Origin of the sequence: Mesorhizobium sp. M0771, from assembly GCF_040320155.1 — a bacterium.
In the GTDB taxonomy this organism is placed as follows: Bacteria; Pseudomonadota; Alphaproteobacteria; order Rhizobiales; family Rhizobiaceae; genus Mesorhizobium.
Genome location: NZ_JAMYPC010000029.1, coordinates 42,228 through 58,966, shown reverse-complemented (window position 1 = coordinate 58,966; position 16,739 = coordinate 42,228). Strand labels below are relative to the sequence as shown.

The following is a 16,739-nucleotide window of genomic DNA, read 5'->3' as shown; positions in this document are numbered from 1 at the left end:
GCCATCAAAATGGCTCTGGAAAAACAGGCCGCATGAGGCCAGAAATGAAACTCCGGACTCTCCATTGAACTGGAGGGAACAAGGGTCCCAGGTCACGAACGCTCGCTGGTCCTCTCAAATGGACACAAAGGTTACTGCATGCGAATAGTGCAACAGAACCGGCTATGGCAGCACATCATGCGCCGCAGGAGAAAATCCTTGAATACTCCGACCGGAATTGCCATGCATGCCAGCTAAGCCGCTGATGACTACGTCAGTAACTTATTATTGACGATAAAAGTTTTCATACCGATTGTGAATCAGCCCAGCAGCAGACGACCAGCTAGCCGATTTCTGCGCCGCATTACCATCCCATTGGCTTCAGAGTAAAATAGGGCGAACGTGCGCATCACTCGGCTCCACATTCAGAATTTCCGCTGCATCAAGAATCTCGCTATGGACCTTGGCGCGACCACCGTCTTTATCGGGCAAAACAACGCCGGGAAAACCGCGATCATTGATGCTGTGCGCATTGTTTTAACAAGGCGTTGGGGGCAGCGCGGCACGGGCTTCACCGAGAACGACGTTCACCGGCCCGATCCCGATGGTGATCCCCGCACGCTGCCACCAGTGACGATCACCTTGACTATGGAAGAGGTCAGGCCCGGAGAGTGGGATGCTGACATGGTCGCCGCTCTTGCCGACATCATTACGATTCAATCAGATGGCGTCCGCAACGTCCTGACTTTGCGCGTCACTTGCGCTTGGAATGCTGACAAAGAAATATTCGATCCCGCCTGGCAGTTTCTTGATTCTGCTGGCGAGGCTTTGCCGGAGAGACGGCGGTCAATCAACCTGACGGGCTTCTTCGGCTATTTGCCCCTCTTCTGGCTTGGCGCCTTACGCGATGCTGCTGACGAATTCACCCCGAGGTCTGGCCATTGGGGGCGACTGCTACGAAGCGTTCGTATTCCACCCGAGTTGGAGGCCGAGGCGCTGGAGACGCTCGCTGATCTTGATGCCAAGATTATCGCGGCGGATCCGAGACTCACCGACATCGCCGCCATGATTGGCGAGGCTACACGCGTTGCCGTCGGTGAAGGCCCCGGATCAGCCCGGCTAAACACCCTGCCGTTAGCGATGGAGGAAATGCTCCAACGCACAGGCATTGTCATGCGCAACGAGGACTTGCGGCCTTGGCTTCCCCTTGGCCATCACGGCCAGGGCCTTCAAAGCCTCGCCGTGATTTTCCTGTTTCAGGCCGCAGTGCTGCAACAGCTTGCCGAGGCGGAACAGCCCGGAGTCGAAGCGGTTTTCGCGATCGAGGAGCCCGAGGCCCATCTCCATCCGCAAGCTGCTAGGACACTTTGGGAGCGGACGCAGGGGCTTACCGGCCAGAAACTGATGACAACCCATTCGCCATACTTTGTGCAGAATGTGCCGCTCCGCGATCTTCGACTGGTTCGCCTTCGTGGCGGCCAGACCGAAGTCTGCATGCTGCCCCGCATCGTGGTTTCCGCGTTGCCGTGGAACACATCGCTTGACGGGTTCTTGCGAGGCGGAGGCGGACGCGTGTTTGACCGCGATCCGGCGACTGGCCGTCTCGCTGCCCGCTCTTGGTTCGACGCGGAAATGAGCGTCTCTCTGGCCCATTGCTATCGCAGGGACGACGACCCGGCAGCACGCCAAGCCGAGATACTCGCACTCAGGCACGCCTGCCGGGTTGTCCCCTCCGCTGAGGACGAGGAGGAACTGGGTTTTCACGGACGCCGCGTTCGTGGCGAGATATTTTTTGCTCGCCGCTGGATTTTGGTTGAGGGCGTGACCGAATACCTGTTGATCCATGCGCTTGGTAGAGCGCTTAACCTGCCGCTCGATGCGCATGGGATCGCAGTTATCGACTTTCAGCAGAGCGGCAACGCGGGAATTTATCCGGCGCTCGCGGAGGCGTTCGGAATACCTTGGAACATGATCACCGACGGCGATCAGGAAGCCGCCAAATTCCGGCAGCAGATTTTGGATCGCGGATTCACAGAGGGCGAACTCAACGGCAAATTCTCGACTCTGCCAGCAGATCGCGACCTCGAAGATCAGCTACTCGCCGATGGCCACGAAGGTCTGCTGCGAGAAATAATGGGCGCAGTTAGTGGAAGATCTGCCCTGACGTGTGAGTTCGAGGAATTTCGATCGCGCCTGAAAAACAAGAAAACTGGTTATATGGGCAAGCTGTCTTTGCGCGTTGCCGCAGATAGGGACCTAGCTTTGAGGATGCCCGCACCGTTTGTTCGACTGATTCAATCAATGGGTGGCGCCGCATGACCGATCAGCTTCAAACGGCGCTCGACAGACTTAGCCCTACACAGCGTCAAGCTGCCGACTGGAAGGAAGGCTCCGCACTTGTCCTCGCCGGGCCGGGCGTCGGAAAGACGACCGTTCTCACCGCACGTATCGCACGGATACTGAACGAAAGCCGGAATCGAAATTTCCGAATTCTCGCGCTGACCTTCACGACGAAAGCGGGAGACGAGATGCGGGAGCGCGTCGAAACTCTGGTTCCGGGCCTGACAGATCGAACTTTCATCGGCACATTCCATAGCTTTTGCGCGCAGATTTTGCGTCAGCATGGATCCCACATAGGTATCAAGCCGGACTTCGGTATCTACGATCAGGACGATGACCGGAAGGAACTGTTGCGCGAAGCGCTTGAGGCTGCGGCAGCCGACGGCGCGGACTTCACGCCCGATGACGTTCGATGGCTGAGAGCGATCGACCAGTTGCGAAGCAGCCTTGTCAGCCCCGAAAAGACGGCGCGCCGCTTCCGTGATCCGGTAGCAGGTGAGCGCGCGGCTCGCGTGTATGCGATCTACGAAGCAGCCCTACGCGCCAATAATGCGCTCGACTTCAACGGCATGATTTTGGACGCCTGCCGATTGGCCCACACCGTTCCCGCTGTCGCGGCCCGGACTCGGCAAACCTACCCTTATTGGCTCATCGACGAATTCCAAGACACCACGCCCGCGCAGTATCGCCTTGTGCGCTTTTTTGCAGGCGAGGACTTCAAGAACATTTTTGCCGTCGCCGATGACGACCAGATCATCTACCAGTGGGCTGGAGCTAGTTATCAGCAGATTGTAGAGTTTCGAGAGCATTTTTCGCCGGGCCTGATCCAGCTGGTGGAAAATCGGCGCTGCCCTCCCGCCATTGTTCAGGCGGCAAACAATCTCATAGGATACAACTCTGATAGGACGCCCGGTAAGGAGCCGCTTGTTCCGACACTCCCCGGCGATGGCACCGCAATCCTACAACGGACCTTCAGAATGGACGCCGAAGAAGCCGAGGGCGTAGCTGACGATATCGCAGGGATCACTGCTGCCGAACGCGGCGAGGTTGCGGTTCTGGGGCGAACGAGAGCGATCCTTCAGCCTGTGCTAGCTGCATTGAAAGCGCGCGGTGTCGCGGCCTCGATCGCAACGCGGCGTGATCGGTTTATTTCTCCGCAGTTTGTCTGGCTTCAGAGCTGCCTTGACCTGTCCCTGCGACCCGGCGACCGGCAGGTATTCACGGCGCTTGCTGCGTCCGGGAATCGTATTGCTGGCTTGCAGCTTGATGCGGCGCTTCTACTTGCTGAAGCGGCATCCACCGGGACGGGCTACCTAGAACATTGGGCGCTTGCCGCCGAATCGAGCCAGAACGAAATTTCCACGAACCTGTCTGCGATAGCCCTTCGGCTCGTGCGGTCCCGGTCCAGTTGGCAGCAGATAGTTACCGAAGCGATCACCTTCCTCATGACGACGGCCGAAACGCCGGAGGGCGTCGTAAGCGACGCGGCAGAAGACAATGCCGCTTGGAAAACAGCGCATCAAGCCATCCGGGCCGAGAAGGGTGCGCCGCCCGACCTTGATGAGCTTCTTCAAGGCATGAAGCTGCGGCCTAAGGAGCCGCCTCTCGACCCGACGGCGGTGCGGCTTCTTACCATTCATTCGGCAAAAGGTTTGGAATTCGATCGGGTCTGGATGATCGGTATGGCTGAATCGGTATTGCCCTCGTGGCAAAGTCTCAAACATATGGCACCGCCATCCGAGTTAGAGGAAGAGCGCCGTAACTGCTTTGTAGGCATCACGCGCACTAAGAAGCAGCTGGTTCTAACACGCGCCGAACAATACCAAGGTTACCGAAAAGCGCCTTCGCGCTTTCTCCGAGAAATGGGGCTTGAGGAAGGGGCGGCGCCGGCTTTTTAGGCCTGAGGTGCTCAAGCTGGTTGTTACACTCGGGCCAAAACCTCGAATAAATCTTAGACGTTGAGCCATCCTTGGCCCGTCGTCATCGCGCACGCGTACTTATTGCCCCAACCAGTGGTCAGTTTTGGCCGGCGTCTAACTAGACGGTGGTCGGACTAAGCTAACCCAAACACACGTCCGACTGCTTCCGTGGTGCTTCCGCGACGTGTTTCCCGACATATCCTCGTGGGGAAAATGCCTTGCTAACGGACTGTTTTCACGATATAAAAATGGCGCACCCGAACCTGTGACCTCTGCCTTCGGAGATCTGTTTTTAGGTGAAGCTCGAAACGTCTGCCAGCGATCACAGATGTGACGCCGGGGAGTAATAGCAATCGTTACGCAGCTTCCTTGAATGTGGCTTTACGCTTCTTCTTCACCAGGATATCGCGGACAAACTTGTCCCACCGCGCCATGGCAGCACGCTTTTCCGGCATGTAATTCCAGCGATCGTAGCTCTTGGAACTGACGTCCTGCAGCGTGTGGTTCTGTAGTCGGTCTCGGATCTCTTTTGAGAGCCCAGCCTTGCCGGCAAGCGTCTTCCAGGTTCGCCGGAGATCGCGGTTTGTCACGACAGGGATGACCTCGCGATCGCGCTGGCGCCACATGAACGAATAGAGTGTTCCATGACTGACAGGCTTGGACGGGTCAGTTGCCGATGGGAAAAACCAACCAAATTCATTCGGCTTGATCGACCCAATAAGCTCGGCCGCAATCTTGGGTACGGGGATGGCGTGAGGCTTTCCATTCTTGGTCTTGGACCAGTCGATGATGCGCTCGGCCGCATCCCATTGATCGACGTGCAGCCGAGCGATCTCCTCGACGCGCTGTCCGGTCAACATAAGAATTCTTACGGCACGCGTGTAAGGGGGGTGGACCGGCGCATCAGGAGATTCGAGCCAACGATAGAGACGGATGAACTCCTCCTCTTCCAACCATCGCGTTCCAACATTTTTCGGTTCGGTTGGGATGCCCGCAGCTGGATTGTAGCCGAGACGAAAGCGACGGACCGAGGTTGATCGGTAGTCATGCTCGGATTTCAGCCCCCAACTGTATGCTGATCGAATATAGCTGCGAACATGATCGGCCATAGACCGTTTGCCTCGCTGATAGATCGGGCGAATGAGGTCCCTGATCTCGTCAGGCTCGATGTCGCGGGCAGGGCGGTTGCGACCGAGTGAATCGGCGATCTTGTTCAAGCCCTTTTCGGCCTCCTTCCAAGACGGTTTTCCATCTGCCTTAAGCGACGCCACGTAAGCCTCGAACAGATCGGCGACCGTGCCGGGTCGCGTGTCACCGGCTATCTTGATGCTGCGTCCCTTCTGGATCATGTCGGCAAAGTCGCGTCTGAAAATCTCGCGAGCCTGGCTAAGGCTCATTGACGGATACGAGCCGAGCTTTTTCTTGAGACGCTTTTGGTCTCGCCACTGCTGAGCCATCCAGTCCGCCGTTATGCGGGTCGGCATTGGCTTTATCACTAGAACGAGGCGGCCTGTTCCATGACCCTCGCCATCGACAAGGTTCTGCTGCTTACTGGTCTCCTCGACCTGCTTCAAAGCGTGGCGAATCTCTCCATCGGTAAGGCTTGGCACTGGGGTCTCCCGTAGGCTTTCGAGTGGGATCGGCTGACGGGTAGTAGGGGTCTGTGGTTGGGTTCAAAATGGGCTTTGATCCCCCTAAAACCGACCCCAATATGCCACAATGTCCGACTCTACGACAAGTCGAAAAATCGATATGTATCAACGTGCTAAAGCGTGATCGTGCGTGATTGAAAAGGGCCGAGTGGGATGATTATGCACCAGGATGACGGCGCTGGCCGACAGTTCGAGCGCGCGCTTGATCACTTCGCGCGGATAGACCGGCGTGTGGTCCACGGTGCCGACCTGCTGTACCTCGTCGGCGATCAGCACGTTCTTCTTGTCGAGGAACAGGATGCGGAAATGTTCGCGGTTCTCGAACGCCATCGCCGAGCGGCAGTACGCAAGAAGCTGCGTCCAGTTGGACAGCACCTCGCGGTCGCGAACCTCGGTCCGCGCCATGCGCTGCGCGGCAGCGGCAATCACCTTCAGGTCGACCGCCACGGCGGGGCCGATGCCCTTCACCTCCTGCAGCAGCGCCACCGGTGCGCCAAGCACTTCGCCAAAAGTGCCGAAGCGCGCCAAGAGCGCCTTGGCGATCGGCTTGGTGTCGACGCGCGGGATCAGGCGAAACAGCAGCAGTTCGAGAAGTTCGTAGTCGGGCAGGACGTCTGCGTCGCCGGCAACGAAGCGCTCGCGCAAACGGTCGCGATGGCCGTGATAGTGTGGCTTCTCCGTCGATTTGTCTCTTGGTGCCTTGTTCTTCGCCGGTGGTTCAAGCCACCGCTCGGAGAAGAACCCCCGTTCGTCGTCGCCACTCTTCCCCATCGACCCCACACACTCCCCGAAGGCTTCGACGGCAGATTAGAGCGGTAAGCAGCGCGCGGTCGAGTTTTTTCGGCGACGGCGCCTCAAAGCCGCGGCTTGAGGCGATCTTGTTTTCAGCTGACCGCCGGCAGGCCGGGGCGGTCGAGCTTGTTTGGCGACAGGGTGAAAATCTCGCAGCCAGTTTCGGTGACGCCTATCGTGTGTTCGTACTGCGCCGACAGCGAGCGGTCGCGCGTCACCGCCGTCCAGCCGTCCGACAGCACTTTCACATGCGGCCGGCCAAGATTGATCATGGGCTCGATGGTGAAGATCATGCCCGGCCGCATCTCGACGCCTTCCGAGGCGGTGCCATAGTGCAGGATGTTGGGTGCGTCGTGGAACAACTGGCCAACGCCGTGGCCGCAGAAATCGCGCACCACCGAGCAGCGCTCTGCCTCGGCATAGGTCTGGATGGCGGCGCCGATGGCGCCGGTGCGGGCGCCGGGCCGGACCGCCGCGATTCCGCGCATCAGGCACTCATGAGTGACTTCAAGCAGGCGTTCGGCGGCGCGCTTGATGGTGCCGACGGGATACATGCGCGAGGAATCGCCGTGCCAGCCGTCGAGGATGTAGGTGACGTCGATGTTGACGATGTCGCCATCCTTCAACGGCTTGTTGTCTGGAATGCCGTGGCAAACGACGTGGTTGATCGAGGTGCAGGACGATTTGGTGTAGCCGCGGTAGTTGAGCGTCGCCGGTAGCGCGCCTTGGTCCATGCCGAATTCGAAGACGAAACGGTCGATGGTCTCGGTGGTGACACCCGGCTGGACCATCGGCACCAGTTCATCAAGGCAGCGCGCGGTGAGATCGCAGGCCTTGCGCATGCCGGCAAATCCTTCTTCGCCGTAGAGGCGGATCTGGCCGGTGTTCCTGAGGGGTGCCGTGGCGGCGTCGAGATAGGTGACCATAGTGTCCGTTTGCCTGTAAGCGGGCGGCGCATATCAGCCCGTTAGAAAATTTCCCCAGATTTGGCACTGCAAGCCGCAAGGTTCAAGGAAGAACTGCCGGCAATGGACTGATACTGGCGATTTTCCTGGCTTGTACGGCCGCTCAGATGACATCCAGGTGCGCGATCTCCTCCGAATGCCGAGATCGCACTGACGACACATTTTCGCGCAAAAGCAGCCAAAGCAACTTTTGACGACGAACGGCGTTGCTGTGGTCGACGCCAGTTCGGGAGATATAGAATGGACAGATTGCAATTCGAGGTGCCGGTGCGCATCGCGCCCGCGCCCGGGCTGCCGGTAGAGGAAATATACAGCGTCGAACAGGCGCTGGATATCCTGCATGACTGGCCAAAGAAGCGACAGGGCAAGGTCTATGAAGCGGCGTTCAATGCCTGTTTCGGGGCCACGGTGGATGTGGTCAGGACTGAGGACGCATGGCGCGCCTTCATGGCGTTTTGCCGGGTCAGTGGCCTGCTGGCCAGGGACATGATGGTTACGGCCAAGCGCGCCGGCGAGGCGAGGGGCCTGAGGGTCTAGAGTTCTGCTTGGCCTGGAGGCCGGCCAACCGACTCGTTCCAATCGGCGCGGACTCCGCGGCGTTAAGGTTCCGTTTCCGACTTCACAGCTAGGCATGAGCCATAGAGCAGCGTCTGATTCGTTGCGTCGGTTTCATGGTGCAGAACATGTCTTCAGCCAATGTGTGTACCTTCCCGCTAGATCGGCAGACCGTGCTGGTGCGCGAGGTCGCCGCAAGGCTGGGCAGACTGCACGGCGACACGGCCACGTCGTTCTGGAAGGCCACGGCGCGCGAACTCCTCGACAAGGCGGTCGCAGCCGGCAGCGATGCAGCTTCGGCGGCCAACGATGTCCGCCGGTTTTTTGCCGCGGTCCAGGACGAGATGAATTTCAAGGCGGACGATGCCGCACCGGGGCAGCGCCGGACGCGCACCCGCCTCTAGCTTCGAACAGAGCACCGACACGCGCTCACTGTGGCCAACCGTGGACCGGTCTTGGCGTCGACGGATCTCGGGTCTTACGCTGTCGATTGTGCCGTCCCAGCCACGGCGAGCGCCTTGTTGAACGCGAGACAGGCGATGAAATACTGGTCGCGCTCGGCCCTGGCGACGTCGGTCATTGCCAAGGAAATCGTCGAGCGCTATGGCGGGACCGTCACGCCGGAGAACCTGCCTGACGGATGCCTTTTGCAGATGGTGGGATCGACGCGGTTTAGCGCAAGGCGTCGGCCTCTCGGCGATCCCTGTGCCGGTCCGGTCCGAATCGGCTATGCCTGCGCGATGCAGGAAACGTCTCTCTACATCCCGGTGAAGCGGTTTCTCGAGAGCCTGGAGTTCACGGTCAAGGGCGAAGTCGGCCACTGCGATATCGTGGCGGTGCGCGACGGCGAGCCGCCTGTGCTGGTCATCTGCGAACTGAAATTGCAGTTCAACCTCGAACTGGTGCTGCAAGGTGTCGATCGCGCCGCGGCATGCGACGAAGTGTGGCTGGCGGCGCGCATGTCGGCGCGTGGCAAGGGCCGCGAGCACGACCGCCGTTTTCGCGCGCTGTGCCGGCGGCTCGGCTTCGGGCTTCTGGCTGTCAGCGGCAAGGGGGAGGTCGAATTGCTGCTCAGCCCGGCGGCTCTGCCGCCGCGCCGCGATCCGAAGCGCCGCTCCCGGCTGATGGAGGAACACCGGCGCCGGCGCGGCGATCCGGTGGTCGGCGGCGGTTCGCGCGCGCCGATCATGACCGCCTACCGGCAGGATGCGCTGGCCTGCGCCGCAGCCATGACCGACGGGCCGAAACGCCCGCGCGATCTGAAAGCGATTTCGCCACGCGCGCCCAGCATCCTCTTGGACAATGTCTATGGCTGGTTCGCCAGGGCCGAGCGCGGCGTCTACGCGCTGACCGAGGGTGGCCACGCGGCGTTACAGCGCTGGCCGCAGGTAGCGCACGACCAAGGGTGAGTGCCGGAGATTGCCGCGAGCAGGCGCCGAGGGAAACCTCGGCACGGCAGCCGCTGTTCGCCGTTTCAACCGATTCGCCGCGCCACCGTTCCAGCCGCTGCTAGTTCGGCGGCTGCCGCGAGGCTTCTTGTTTTCCTGAAAGATCTGGTACGCCCAAGGGGAATCGAACCCCTGTTACCGCCGTGAAAGGGCGGTGTCCTAACCGCTAGACGATGGGCGCGCTCAGACGAAGCGGCTTATAATTGCGTTGTTGCCAACCGGCAACCCATCAGCCGCCAGATGCGGAAACTTTTTTCAAGAGGGGCGAAAACGGCCAGTTTGGTGAGCCAGCGCAGGTTTTCTGGCCTCGCGTCGTTGCACATCTTTGGACGAACGCGCCGCGCAGTCGTCATCCTCGCGTCTGCGCTGCGTCGCTGCGCTCCTTGCTTCGCCATAGGATGACGAAGTCGCGGGTGCCTCGGCAAATCTCGAACGTCGCTGATAGGTAATCGGAAAAAACGGCGGGCTGCTAACAGCCCCTCGGCCCGTTTGCCGAATGGGGATGCTAACCCCGCCGGCGGCAGCGCCAGTTCCAGTCGCGCTCGGGGCCGACGTCGACGTGAACGGATTCGGTATGGCAGTAGGTGCCGACGCCGCCGCGGCCGGGCATGGTTCGGATGTAGCTCGCCAGTTCCCATTTGGAGACGCCGGGAACCTGGATGTCGGCGGCGGCGCAATACATGTGCAGCGAATTCTTGGCGCCGTTGGCGCGGCGGTTGCGGGCCGGGTCGCGGTAGCCTGATGTGACCATCATCTTGCGGCCGTAATGGCCTTCGATGGTCTTCAGCACACGCACCAGCGACGGCTTCAGGCAGGCGACGTCGACGCTCTCGTTTTGCTTCAACAGGCCATTGGGCGCCAGCCGGGCGAGGCCGGCGGCGGAGGCCACCTGATAGGCGCCGCCCGAACCCTCGTCCTCGTTCAGGTCGACGTCGCTTTCGTCGTCGAGGCCGGATTTGCGCTTGATCTCGAACAGCGCCGTCTGGCGCACGCCGGGCAAGGCATCGCTGCCGGTGATGTGGTTGCTCTCGTTGCCAAGCGAGGCAAGCTGCAAGGGCTTGTCGGCGGAATTGGCTGACGCTAGCGTGATGATCGGCTTTGCCGGGACGGCCTTCTGGGAAGCAACCGCAGGCTGTTCGCCCGAGCGCGAGTTGACCAGCGGAGCAGGTGCCGCCGAGGTTGGCGTGGTGCTGAACAGTGAGGCCAGGAAGCCCTTCTTCGGCGTGTCGATCTGCTGGGGCGCGGCGGTCACGTAGACCTCGTTGGTCGCGGGTGCCGCTGCCGTCGCTTTCGGTGCGGTCACGCCGGCATCGGCGGCGGCGATCTTCTGCGCCACGGCGTCCGTTGCGGCCGCGGTCTGTGCTGACTGCTGCAGCGACTGCGGCGTCTGGCCGACAATGGTTTCGGAGCCGGCGGGAACATTGACCGGGAAGCCGGTGCCGGGCTTGGCCACCGGCACATAGGCGACCTGCTCGGGCAGTGTCGCATCGCCCGCTGCCGTCATCATCATCTGCGGCCCGGTGGATGTGACCTGCACGGTCGAATCGCCCGGCGCCGCAGGGCTGGCGCCGGAAGCCGCGGCGATGTCAGAAGCGGTCGCGTTGTAGCCAGGCATGCCGGCGGACATTGTGGGGTCGCCAGCGGAGGTGCAGGACGCCAGAAGCACGGAGAAAAGCGCTGCCGCTATAGTGCGACCTTCTCTCCCCGCGAGACGCGATCCTACTGATTTCAAAACTAGATTCCCCCTCGGTGTCCGGTCGGCCTGCTATTGGTGCGGCGTCGAAACGTTCACATCCAATAACCTTGTGTTCCCAAACCGGAAACGAGACTTGTGTCAATTCTGCAAGCCTCTGAATTATTTGCTCGTTGGAGGCCAATTGAGGCTTCTTGAAGGTTGACGACACCATTTCGCCCCGTTTTGCCGGCCCGTCAACTCACCAGACATTACATTCCGTTACACACAGGCACCTGCAAAAGGTGCCGGCGTTACACGCGGACCTTCACATAGGTGCCGGGGGCATCACCCAGGGTTTTCATATTCTTGCCCGGTTTGCGGGCCGGAACGAGGGTGTCGTCCTGGGTTTCGATCCAGTGCTGCCAGTGCGTCCACCAGGAGCCGGGATGCTCCACCGCCGAGGCGAGCCACTGGCCAAAATCGCCCGTCGGTTTGCCGCCGGTCCAGTACTGGTATTTCTTGGCTGCCGGCGGGTTGACGACACCGGCAATGTGGCCGGAACCAGCCATCACAAACTCGACGTCGCCGCCGAAATATTGCGAGCCGAGAAACACCGAAAGGGCCGGCGCGATGTGATCTTCCTTCGACGCCAGGTTGTAGACCGGGATGGTGACGTCGGCCAGCGACACAGTGCGGCCGGCGAGTTCCATCACGCCACGAGTCAGATTGTTCTCGAGATAACAGTTGCGCAGGTAGAAGGAGTGGTTTGCAGCCGCCATGCGGGTGGAATCGGCGTTCCAGTAGAGCAGGTCGAAGGGCAGGGGATCCTTGCCGCGCATGTAATTGTTGATGACATAAGGCCAGATCAGGTCGCCCGAGCGCAGCATGTTGAAGGCGGTCGCCATCTTGGTGCCGTCGAGGTAGCCCTTTTCGTTCATCGATTTCTCGACCGCTGCCACCTGGTCCTCATCGACGAAGACTTTCAGGTCGCCGGCATGGGTGAAGTCGACCTGCGTGGTGAAGAAGGTCGCCGATTTGATGCGGTTGTCGCCTTCCTGTGCCAGCAGTGCGAGTGCGGCCGCCAGCAGCGTGCCGCCGACGCAATAGCCGATGGCGTTGACCTCTTTCTCGCCGGTCGCCTTCTCGATCATGTCGAGGCCGTATTGCAGGCCTTCCCGTATGTAAGCTTCCCAGCCCTTGGCGCCGTGCCGCTCGTCGGGATTGATCCAGGAGATGACGAACACGGTATGGCCTTGCTCGATCGCCCAGCGGATGAAGGACTTTTGCGGGTTGAGATCGAGGATGTAGAACTTGTTGATCCAGGGCGGGCAGATCAGCAGCGGGCGCTTGAGCACCGTCTCCGTCGTCGGATCGTACTGGATAATTTCGGCGACATCGCTGCGGCCGACCACCTTGCCGGGAGATGTCGCGATGTTCTTGCCGATCTCGAAGGGCGAATAGTCAGCTTGTCTCAGCTTCAGGTCGCCCTTGCCGGCGGCGATGTCTTCGGCCAGCATCTTCATGCCGCGCACCAGGTTTTCGCCATTCGAGGCGACGGTTTCTCGAAACAGCTCCGGATTGGTCAGGATGAAGTTCGACGGCGAGATGGCATTGGACACCTGCTTGACGTAGAAGCTGGCCTTATGGCGGGTGTGATCGTCGAGGCCTTCGGCGTGCTCGACCAGGTCGGCCGCCCAGCGCGAGGTGACGAGATAGGCCTGTTTGAGGAAATCGAAGAAAGCGTTGCGACCCCATTCGGGGTCTTGAAAACGCTTGTCGCCGCGCTCGGGCTTGACCGCATCTTCGGGCGCCTCGGCATTCGGGCTAACCTTCTGGATGGCGTTGCCCCAGACCGTCATGTAGCCGGCGAACAGTCGCGTCTGCGCTTCCAGCGCGCGTTGCGGGTCGGCCAGCCAATATTCGCTGAGCTTGGAAAAGGTTTTTACCATGTCGACCACGGGTTCGGCGACATGATCGCGCACCTCGCCCTTTTCGCGCGGCTCGGCCCAGGCGGAGGCGGCTTTGCCGGCCTGCTCGACCATGCGCGCCATGTTCAACGCGAAGCGTTCCGGGTCTTTCACCAGATATTGCTCGACGGTCGAAGATTGATCATCTTCCGCTTTGCTCGAATCAGGTGTTTTGGACATGGCTCGCGGGGTTCCTCCCGAGGCGTTTTCTTGACATATTATCATGGGACATCTGACCGGGTCCAATGCGCTGTACCCCGGCTGCCAGGAAAACAATATGACGATTAACACCGGCGAGACCATTTTTTCGGGGGCAGGCCGCTTTTGCCGCATCGCGGTTGCAATCGCCTGTCTGGCGCCAGGGCTGCTGGCGGCAAGTGGCTGCACGAGCGCCAACACCGGCAACGGGATGAATGTCGGCCTGACCCAGGGCGCGCAGGACACCGGCTCTTATCCCAATCTCAACATCCCACCGCAGGTGGCGGCAAAGCAACTCACCCCTGAGGAGACGCAGGCCAAGCTTGCCCAGTTGAAGGGCGAACAGCAGGGGCAAGTGGCCAAGGGCGGCGGCGGTGCCCCGTCCACCAGCCCGGCGGCGCTGAACTCGCTGGCGAAGAACCATGGCAAGGACACGCTGAAGCAGATCGAAGCCAAATGCGATCCCGCCCTCGACCCTACCTGCAAATAAGGCTATATCGCGCGCCGAAAGCGGTCTTTGCCAAAGGCGCCTAGCCAAGCCAACTGTGCTAAAGCCAATCTTAAATCGTCTGGAACTGACATGGAAGAATTTCACAAGGTCCGCCGGCTTCCGCCCTACGTGTTCGAGCAGGTCAACCGGCTGAAGGCCAGCGCCCGTTCGCGCGGCGCCGACATTATCGACCTTGGCATGGGCAATCCGGACCTGCCGACGCCGAAGGCGATCGTCGACAAATTGTGCGAAGTGGTGCGCGATCCGCGCACGCATCGCTATTCCTCCTCCCGCGGCATCCCAGGTCTGCGCCGCGCCCAGGCCGCCTATTATCAGCGCCGCTTCGGCGTGAAGCTCAATCCCGACACGCAGGTGGTGGCGACGCTCGGTTCGAAGGAAGGCTTCGCCAATATGGCGCAGGCGATCACCGCGCCGGGCGACGTGATCCTGTGCCCCAACCCGACCTATCCGATCCATGCTTTCGGCTTCATCATGTCGGGCGGCGTCATCCGTTCGCTGCAGGTCGAGCCGGATGACGGCTTCATCCCGGCGCTCGAGCGCGGTGTCCGTCATTCGATCCCGAAGCCGCTGGCATTGATCCTCAACTATCCGTCGAACCCGACGGCGCTGGTCGCCTCGCTCGATTTCTACAAGGACGTGGTCGCCTTCGCCAAGAAGAACGACATCATCATCCTGTCGGACCTTGCCTATTCGGAGATCTATTTCGACGGCAATCCGCCGCCTTCGGTGCTGCAGGTGCCGGGCGCCATCGATGTCTGCGTCGAGTTCACCTCGATGTCGAAGACCTTCTCCATGCCTGGCTGGCGCATGGGCTTCGCCGTCGGCAATGAGCGGCTGATCTCGGCGTTGACGCGGGTGAAGTCCTATCTCGATTACGGCGCCTTCACGCCGATCCAGGTGGCGGCGGCGCATGCGCTGAATGGCGACGGCGCCGACATCGCCGAAGTTCGCGAGGTCTATTTGAAGCGCCGCGACGTCATGGTAGATGCCTTCAGCCGCGCCGGCTGGACCATTCCGGCACCGGCTGCCTCGATGTTCGCCTGGGCGCCGATCCCGGAGCCGTTCAAGCATCTCGGCTCGCTTGAGTTTTCCAAGCTCCTGATCGAGCACGCCGACGTCGCGGTGGCGCCGGGCATCGGCTTTGGCGAGCATGGCGACGATCACGTCCGCATCGCTCTGGTCGAGAACGAGCACCGGATCCGGCAGGCGGCGCGCAACATCAAGCGCTTCCTGGCGTCCAGCGCCAAGCAGCCGAACAATGTGGTGCCGCTCGCCGCGCATCGCTAAAGTCGCCGCACATCTTATTCGAGCAGATTTTTTGAGGGGCGTCGCCGGGCATGGCTGAAGCGTTGCGTGTTGGAATTGCGGGTCTGGGTACGGTTGGCGCCTCGGTGGCGCGCGTGCTGCGCGACAAGGCAGCGGAACTGACGCGCCAGTGCGGACGCGATGTCATCGTCACCGCTGTTTCGGCTCGCAATGCCAAGCGCGACCGTGGCGTCGACCTCAGCGCCGCCAAATGGTTCGATGATCCGGTGAAGATGGCGCAGACCGCCGACATCGACGTCTTTGTCGAGTTGATCGGCGGCGATGAAGGCCCGGCGCGTTCGTCGGTCAAGGCAGCACTTGAGGCTGGGCGCCACGTCGTCACCGCCAACAAGGCGCTGTTGGCCAAGCACGGCGTGGCGCTTGCCGAAATCGCCGAGAAGAAGGGCGTGCTGCTCAACTACGAGGCGGCAGTTGCCGGCGGCATCCCGGTCATCAAGACGATGCGCGAGGCGATGGCCGGCAATTCGGTCACCCGCGTCTTCGGCATCCTGAACGGCACCTGCAACTACATCCTGACCCGCATGGAGGCCGAGGGCATCTCCTTCGACGAGTGCCTGAAGGACGCGCAACGGCTGGGCTACGCCGAAGCCGATCCGACTTTCGATATCGAGGGCCATGACACGGCGCATAAATTGTCGATCCTGACCAGCCTGGCCTTCGGCACCAAGATCGCCGCCAACGACATCTACATGGAAGGCATTTCCAATATCAGCCAGGCCGATATCCGCGCTGCCGCCGATCTCGGCTACCGGATAAAACTGCTCGGTGTCGCGCAGCGCACCGACAGCGGCATCGAGCAGCGCGTGCACCCGACCATGGTGCCGACCGCGTCGGTGATCGCACAGGTGCATGGCGTGACCAATGCAGTGGCCATCGAAACCGACATTCTGGGCGAACTGCTGCTCTCCGGCCCGGGCGCCGGCGGCAACGCCACCGCGTCCGCCGTGGTCGGCGATATCGCCGACATCGCAAAGAGCCGGCCGGGCTTCCAGCACGGTCCGGTGTTCGGCCTGCCGGCCAAGGAACTGCGCCCCTACAAGAAGGCGCAGATGCGCAGCCATGCCGGCGGCTATTTCATCCGGCTGACCGTGCACGACCGCATCGGTGTCTTTGCCGCGATCGCGAAGCGCATGGCCGACAATGATATTTCGCTGGAATCGATCGTCCAGCATGCCGTCAGCGGCGAGACGGACGCGCAAAAGACGGTGATCCTGGTCACCCACGAGACCACGGAAGCAGCCGTGCGCAAGGCTGTCGACGGCATCACCAAGGACGGCCACCTCACAGACAAGCCGCAGGTTATCCGCATCGAGCGTGCGGGCTAAGCCAAGTCATTTTTCTCCTTTAACCGATTGATGCTGCTGCTGAAAAGTGGTTCAGACGCCATAATGCTCTATCTTTTTGATTTGGAG

General features: G+C 61.0%; 13 protein-coding genes and 1 tRNA gene. 8 read left to right on the top strand and 6 right to left on the bottom strand.

All coding sequences use genetic code 11. From position 1 onward, the window contains the following. The first annotated feature begins 381 nt into the window (after positions 1-381). Both NKI05_RS29315 and NKI05_RS29310 read left to right on the top strand, forming a co-directional pair. Positions 382-2,298: an ATP-dependent nuclease gene (locus NKI05_RS29315; RefSeq protein ID WP_352793844.1), complete on the top strand. Its 1,917-nt coding sequence runs from the start codon at positions 382-384 to the stop codon at positions 2,296-2,298. After that, a complete protein-coding gene (locus tag NKI05_RS29310; RefSeq protein ID WP_352793842.1) occupies positions 2,295-4,217 on the top strand; it encodes an ATP-dependent helicase in 1,923 nt (640 codons plus the stop codon). The genes NKI05_RS29315 and NKI05_RS29310 overlap by 4 nt, the downstream gene beginning before the upstream one ends. Positions 4,218-4,594: 377 nt before the next feature. Here the strand turns inward: NKI05_RS29310 and NKI05_RS29305 are convergent, their stop codons facing one another. The 3 genes from NKI05_RS29305 to map all read right to left on the bottom strand — a co-directional run bounded on the left by NKI05_RS29305 (position 4,595) and on the right by map (position 7,608). Continuing rightward, the gene (locus NKI05_RS29305; RefSeq protein ID WP_352793840.1) at positions 4,595-5,848 is read right to left on the bottom strand and encodes a tyrosine-type recombinase/integrase; all 1,254 of its coding nucleotides are present in this window, start codon (positions 5,846-5,848) and stop codon (positions 4,595-4,597) included. 147 nt (positions 5,849-5,995) lie between these two features. Beyond that, entirely contained in the window at positions 5,996-6,661 is a 666-nt protein-coding gene (locus tag NKI05_RS29300) for a JAB domain-containing protein (RefSeq protein ID WP_352793838.1), read from the bottom strand. Positions 6,662-6,774: 113 nt separating this feature from the next. Beyond that, a complete protein-coding gene (gene map / locus NKI05_RS29295; protein WP_023744793.1) occupies positions 6,775-7,608 on the bottom strand; it encodes a type I methionyl aminopeptidase in 834 nt (277 codons plus the stop codon). Positions 7,609-7,887: 279 nt separating this feature from the next. Between map and NKI05_RS29290 the strand changes: the two genes are divergently transcribed. From NKI05_RS29290 to NKI05_RS29280, 3 genes are all read left to right on the top strand, one after another. Continuing rightward, positions 7,888-8,184 carry a DUF982 domain-containing protein gene (locus NKI05_RS29290; protein WP_023688240.1) on the top strand — a complete coding sequence of 99 codons (297 nt, stop codon included), beginning with the start codon at positions 7,888-7,890 and terminating at the stop codon, positions 8,182-8,184. 146 nt (positions 8,185-8,330) lie between these two features. After that, entirely contained in the window at positions 8,331-8,606 is a 276-nt protein-coding gene (locus tag NKI05_RS29285; RefSeq protein ID WP_023815395.1) for a DUF6074 family protein, read from the top strand. Positions 8,607-8,942: 336 nt separating this feature from the next. Next, a complete protein-coding gene (locus NKI05_RS29280; protein WP_023705981.1) occupies positions 8,943-9,611 on the top strand; it encodes a DUF2161 domain-containing phosphodiesterase in 669 nt (222 codons plus the stop codon). 145 nt (positions 9,612-9,756) lie between these two features. Here NKI05_RS29280 and NKI05_RS29275 read toward each other — a convergent pair. The 3 genes from NKI05_RS29275 to phaC form a co-directional block, all read right to left on the bottom strand. Beyond that, positions 9,757-9,831 (bottom strand) — tRNA-Glu (locus NKI05_RS29275). A 324-nt stretch (positions 9,832-10,155) separates the two neighbouring features. After that, positions 10,156-11,277 carry a D-Ala-D-Ala carboxypeptidase family metallohydrolase gene (locus NKI05_RS29270; RefSeq protein WP_245261858.1) on the bottom strand — a complete coding sequence of 374 codons (1,122 nt, stop codon included), beginning with the start codon at positions 11,275-11,277 and terminating at the stop codon, positions 10,156-10,158. 359 nt (positions 11,278-11,636) lie between these two features. Beyond that, the gene (phaC, locus tag NKI05_RS29265) at positions 11,637-13,472 is read right to left on the bottom strand and encodes a class I poly(R)-hydroxyalkanoic acid synthase (protein ID WP_023815394.1); all 1,836 of its coding nucleotides are present in this window, start codon (positions 13,470-13,472) and stop codon (positions 11,637-11,639) included. 97 nt (positions 13,473-13,569) lie between these two features. Here phaC and NKI05_RS29260 point away from each other — a divergent pair, with 97 nt between their 5' ends. The 3 genes from NKI05_RS29260 to NKI05_RS29250 all read left to right on the top strand — a co-directional run bounded on the left by NKI05_RS29260 (position 13,570) and on the right by NKI05_RS29250 (position 16,652). After that, on the top strand, positions 13,570-13,980 hold the full coding sequence (locus tag NKI05_RS29260) for a hypothetical protein (RefSeq protein WP_023667627.1): 411 nt from the start codon (positions 13,570-13,572) through the stop codon (positions 13,978-13,980). 90 nt (positions 13,981-14,070) lie between these two features. After that, entirely contained in the window at positions 14,071-15,288 is a 1,218-nt protein-coding gene (locus tag NKI05_RS29255; protein WP_023681615.1) for an LL-diaminopimelate aminotransferase, read from the top strand. Positions 15,289-15,338: 50 nt separating this feature from the next. Further along, the gene (locus NKI05_RS29250; protein WP_023815393.1) at positions 15,339-16,652 is read left to right on the top strand and encodes a homoserine dehydrogenase; all 1,314 of its coding nucleotides are present in this window, start codon (positions 15,339-15,341) and stop codon (positions 16,650-16,652) included. Positions 16,653-16,739: the final 87 nt, after the last annotated feature.

Bases quoted from the DNA above. Each gene is read 5' to 3' on its own strand.
- NKI05_RS29310 (WP_352793842.1), top strand. From the start codon at position 2,295: ATGACCGATCAGCTTCAAACGGCGCTCGACAGACTTAGCCCTACACAG.
- NKI05_RS29300 (WP_352793838.1), bottom strand. From the start codon at position 6,661: ATGGGGAAGAGTGGCGACGACGAACGGGGGTTCTTCTCCGAGCGGTGG.
- map (WP_023744793.1), bottom strand. From the start codon at position 7,608: ATGGTCACCTATCTCGACGCCGCCACGGCACCCCTCAGGAACACCGGC.
- NKI05_RS29290 (WP_023688240.1), top strand. From the start codon at position 7,888: ATGGACAGATTGCAATTCGAGGTGCCGGTGCGCATCGCGCCCGCGCCC.
- NKI05_RS29285 (WP_023815395.1), top strand. From the start codon at position 8,331: ATGTCTTCAGCCAATGTGTGTACCTTCCCGCTAGATCGGCAGACCGTG.
- NKI05_RS29280 (WP_023705981.1), top strand. From the start codon at position 8,943: ATGCAGGAAACGTCTCTCTACATCCCGGTGAAGCGGTTTCTCGAGAGC.
- NKI05_RS29270 (WP_245261858.1), bottom strand. From the start codon at position 11,277: ATGTCCGCCGGCATGCCTGGCTACAACGCGACCGCTTCTGACATCGCC.
- phaC (WP_023815394.1), bottom strand. From the start codon at position 13,472: ATGTCCAAAACACCTGATTCGAGCAAAGCGGAAGATGATCAATCTTCG.
- NKI05_RS29260 (WP_023667627.1), top strand. From the start codon at position 13,570: ATGACGATTAACACCGGCGAGACCATTTTTTCGGGGGCAGGCCGCTTT.
- NKI05_RS29255 (WP_023681615.1), top strand. From the start codon at position 14,071: ATGGAAGAATTTCACAAGGTCCGCCGGCTTCCGCCCTACGTGTTCGAG.
- NKI05_RS29250 (WP_023815393.1), top strand. From the start codon at position 15,339: ATGGCTGAAGCGTTGCGTGTTGGAATTGCGGGTCTGGGTACGGTTGGC.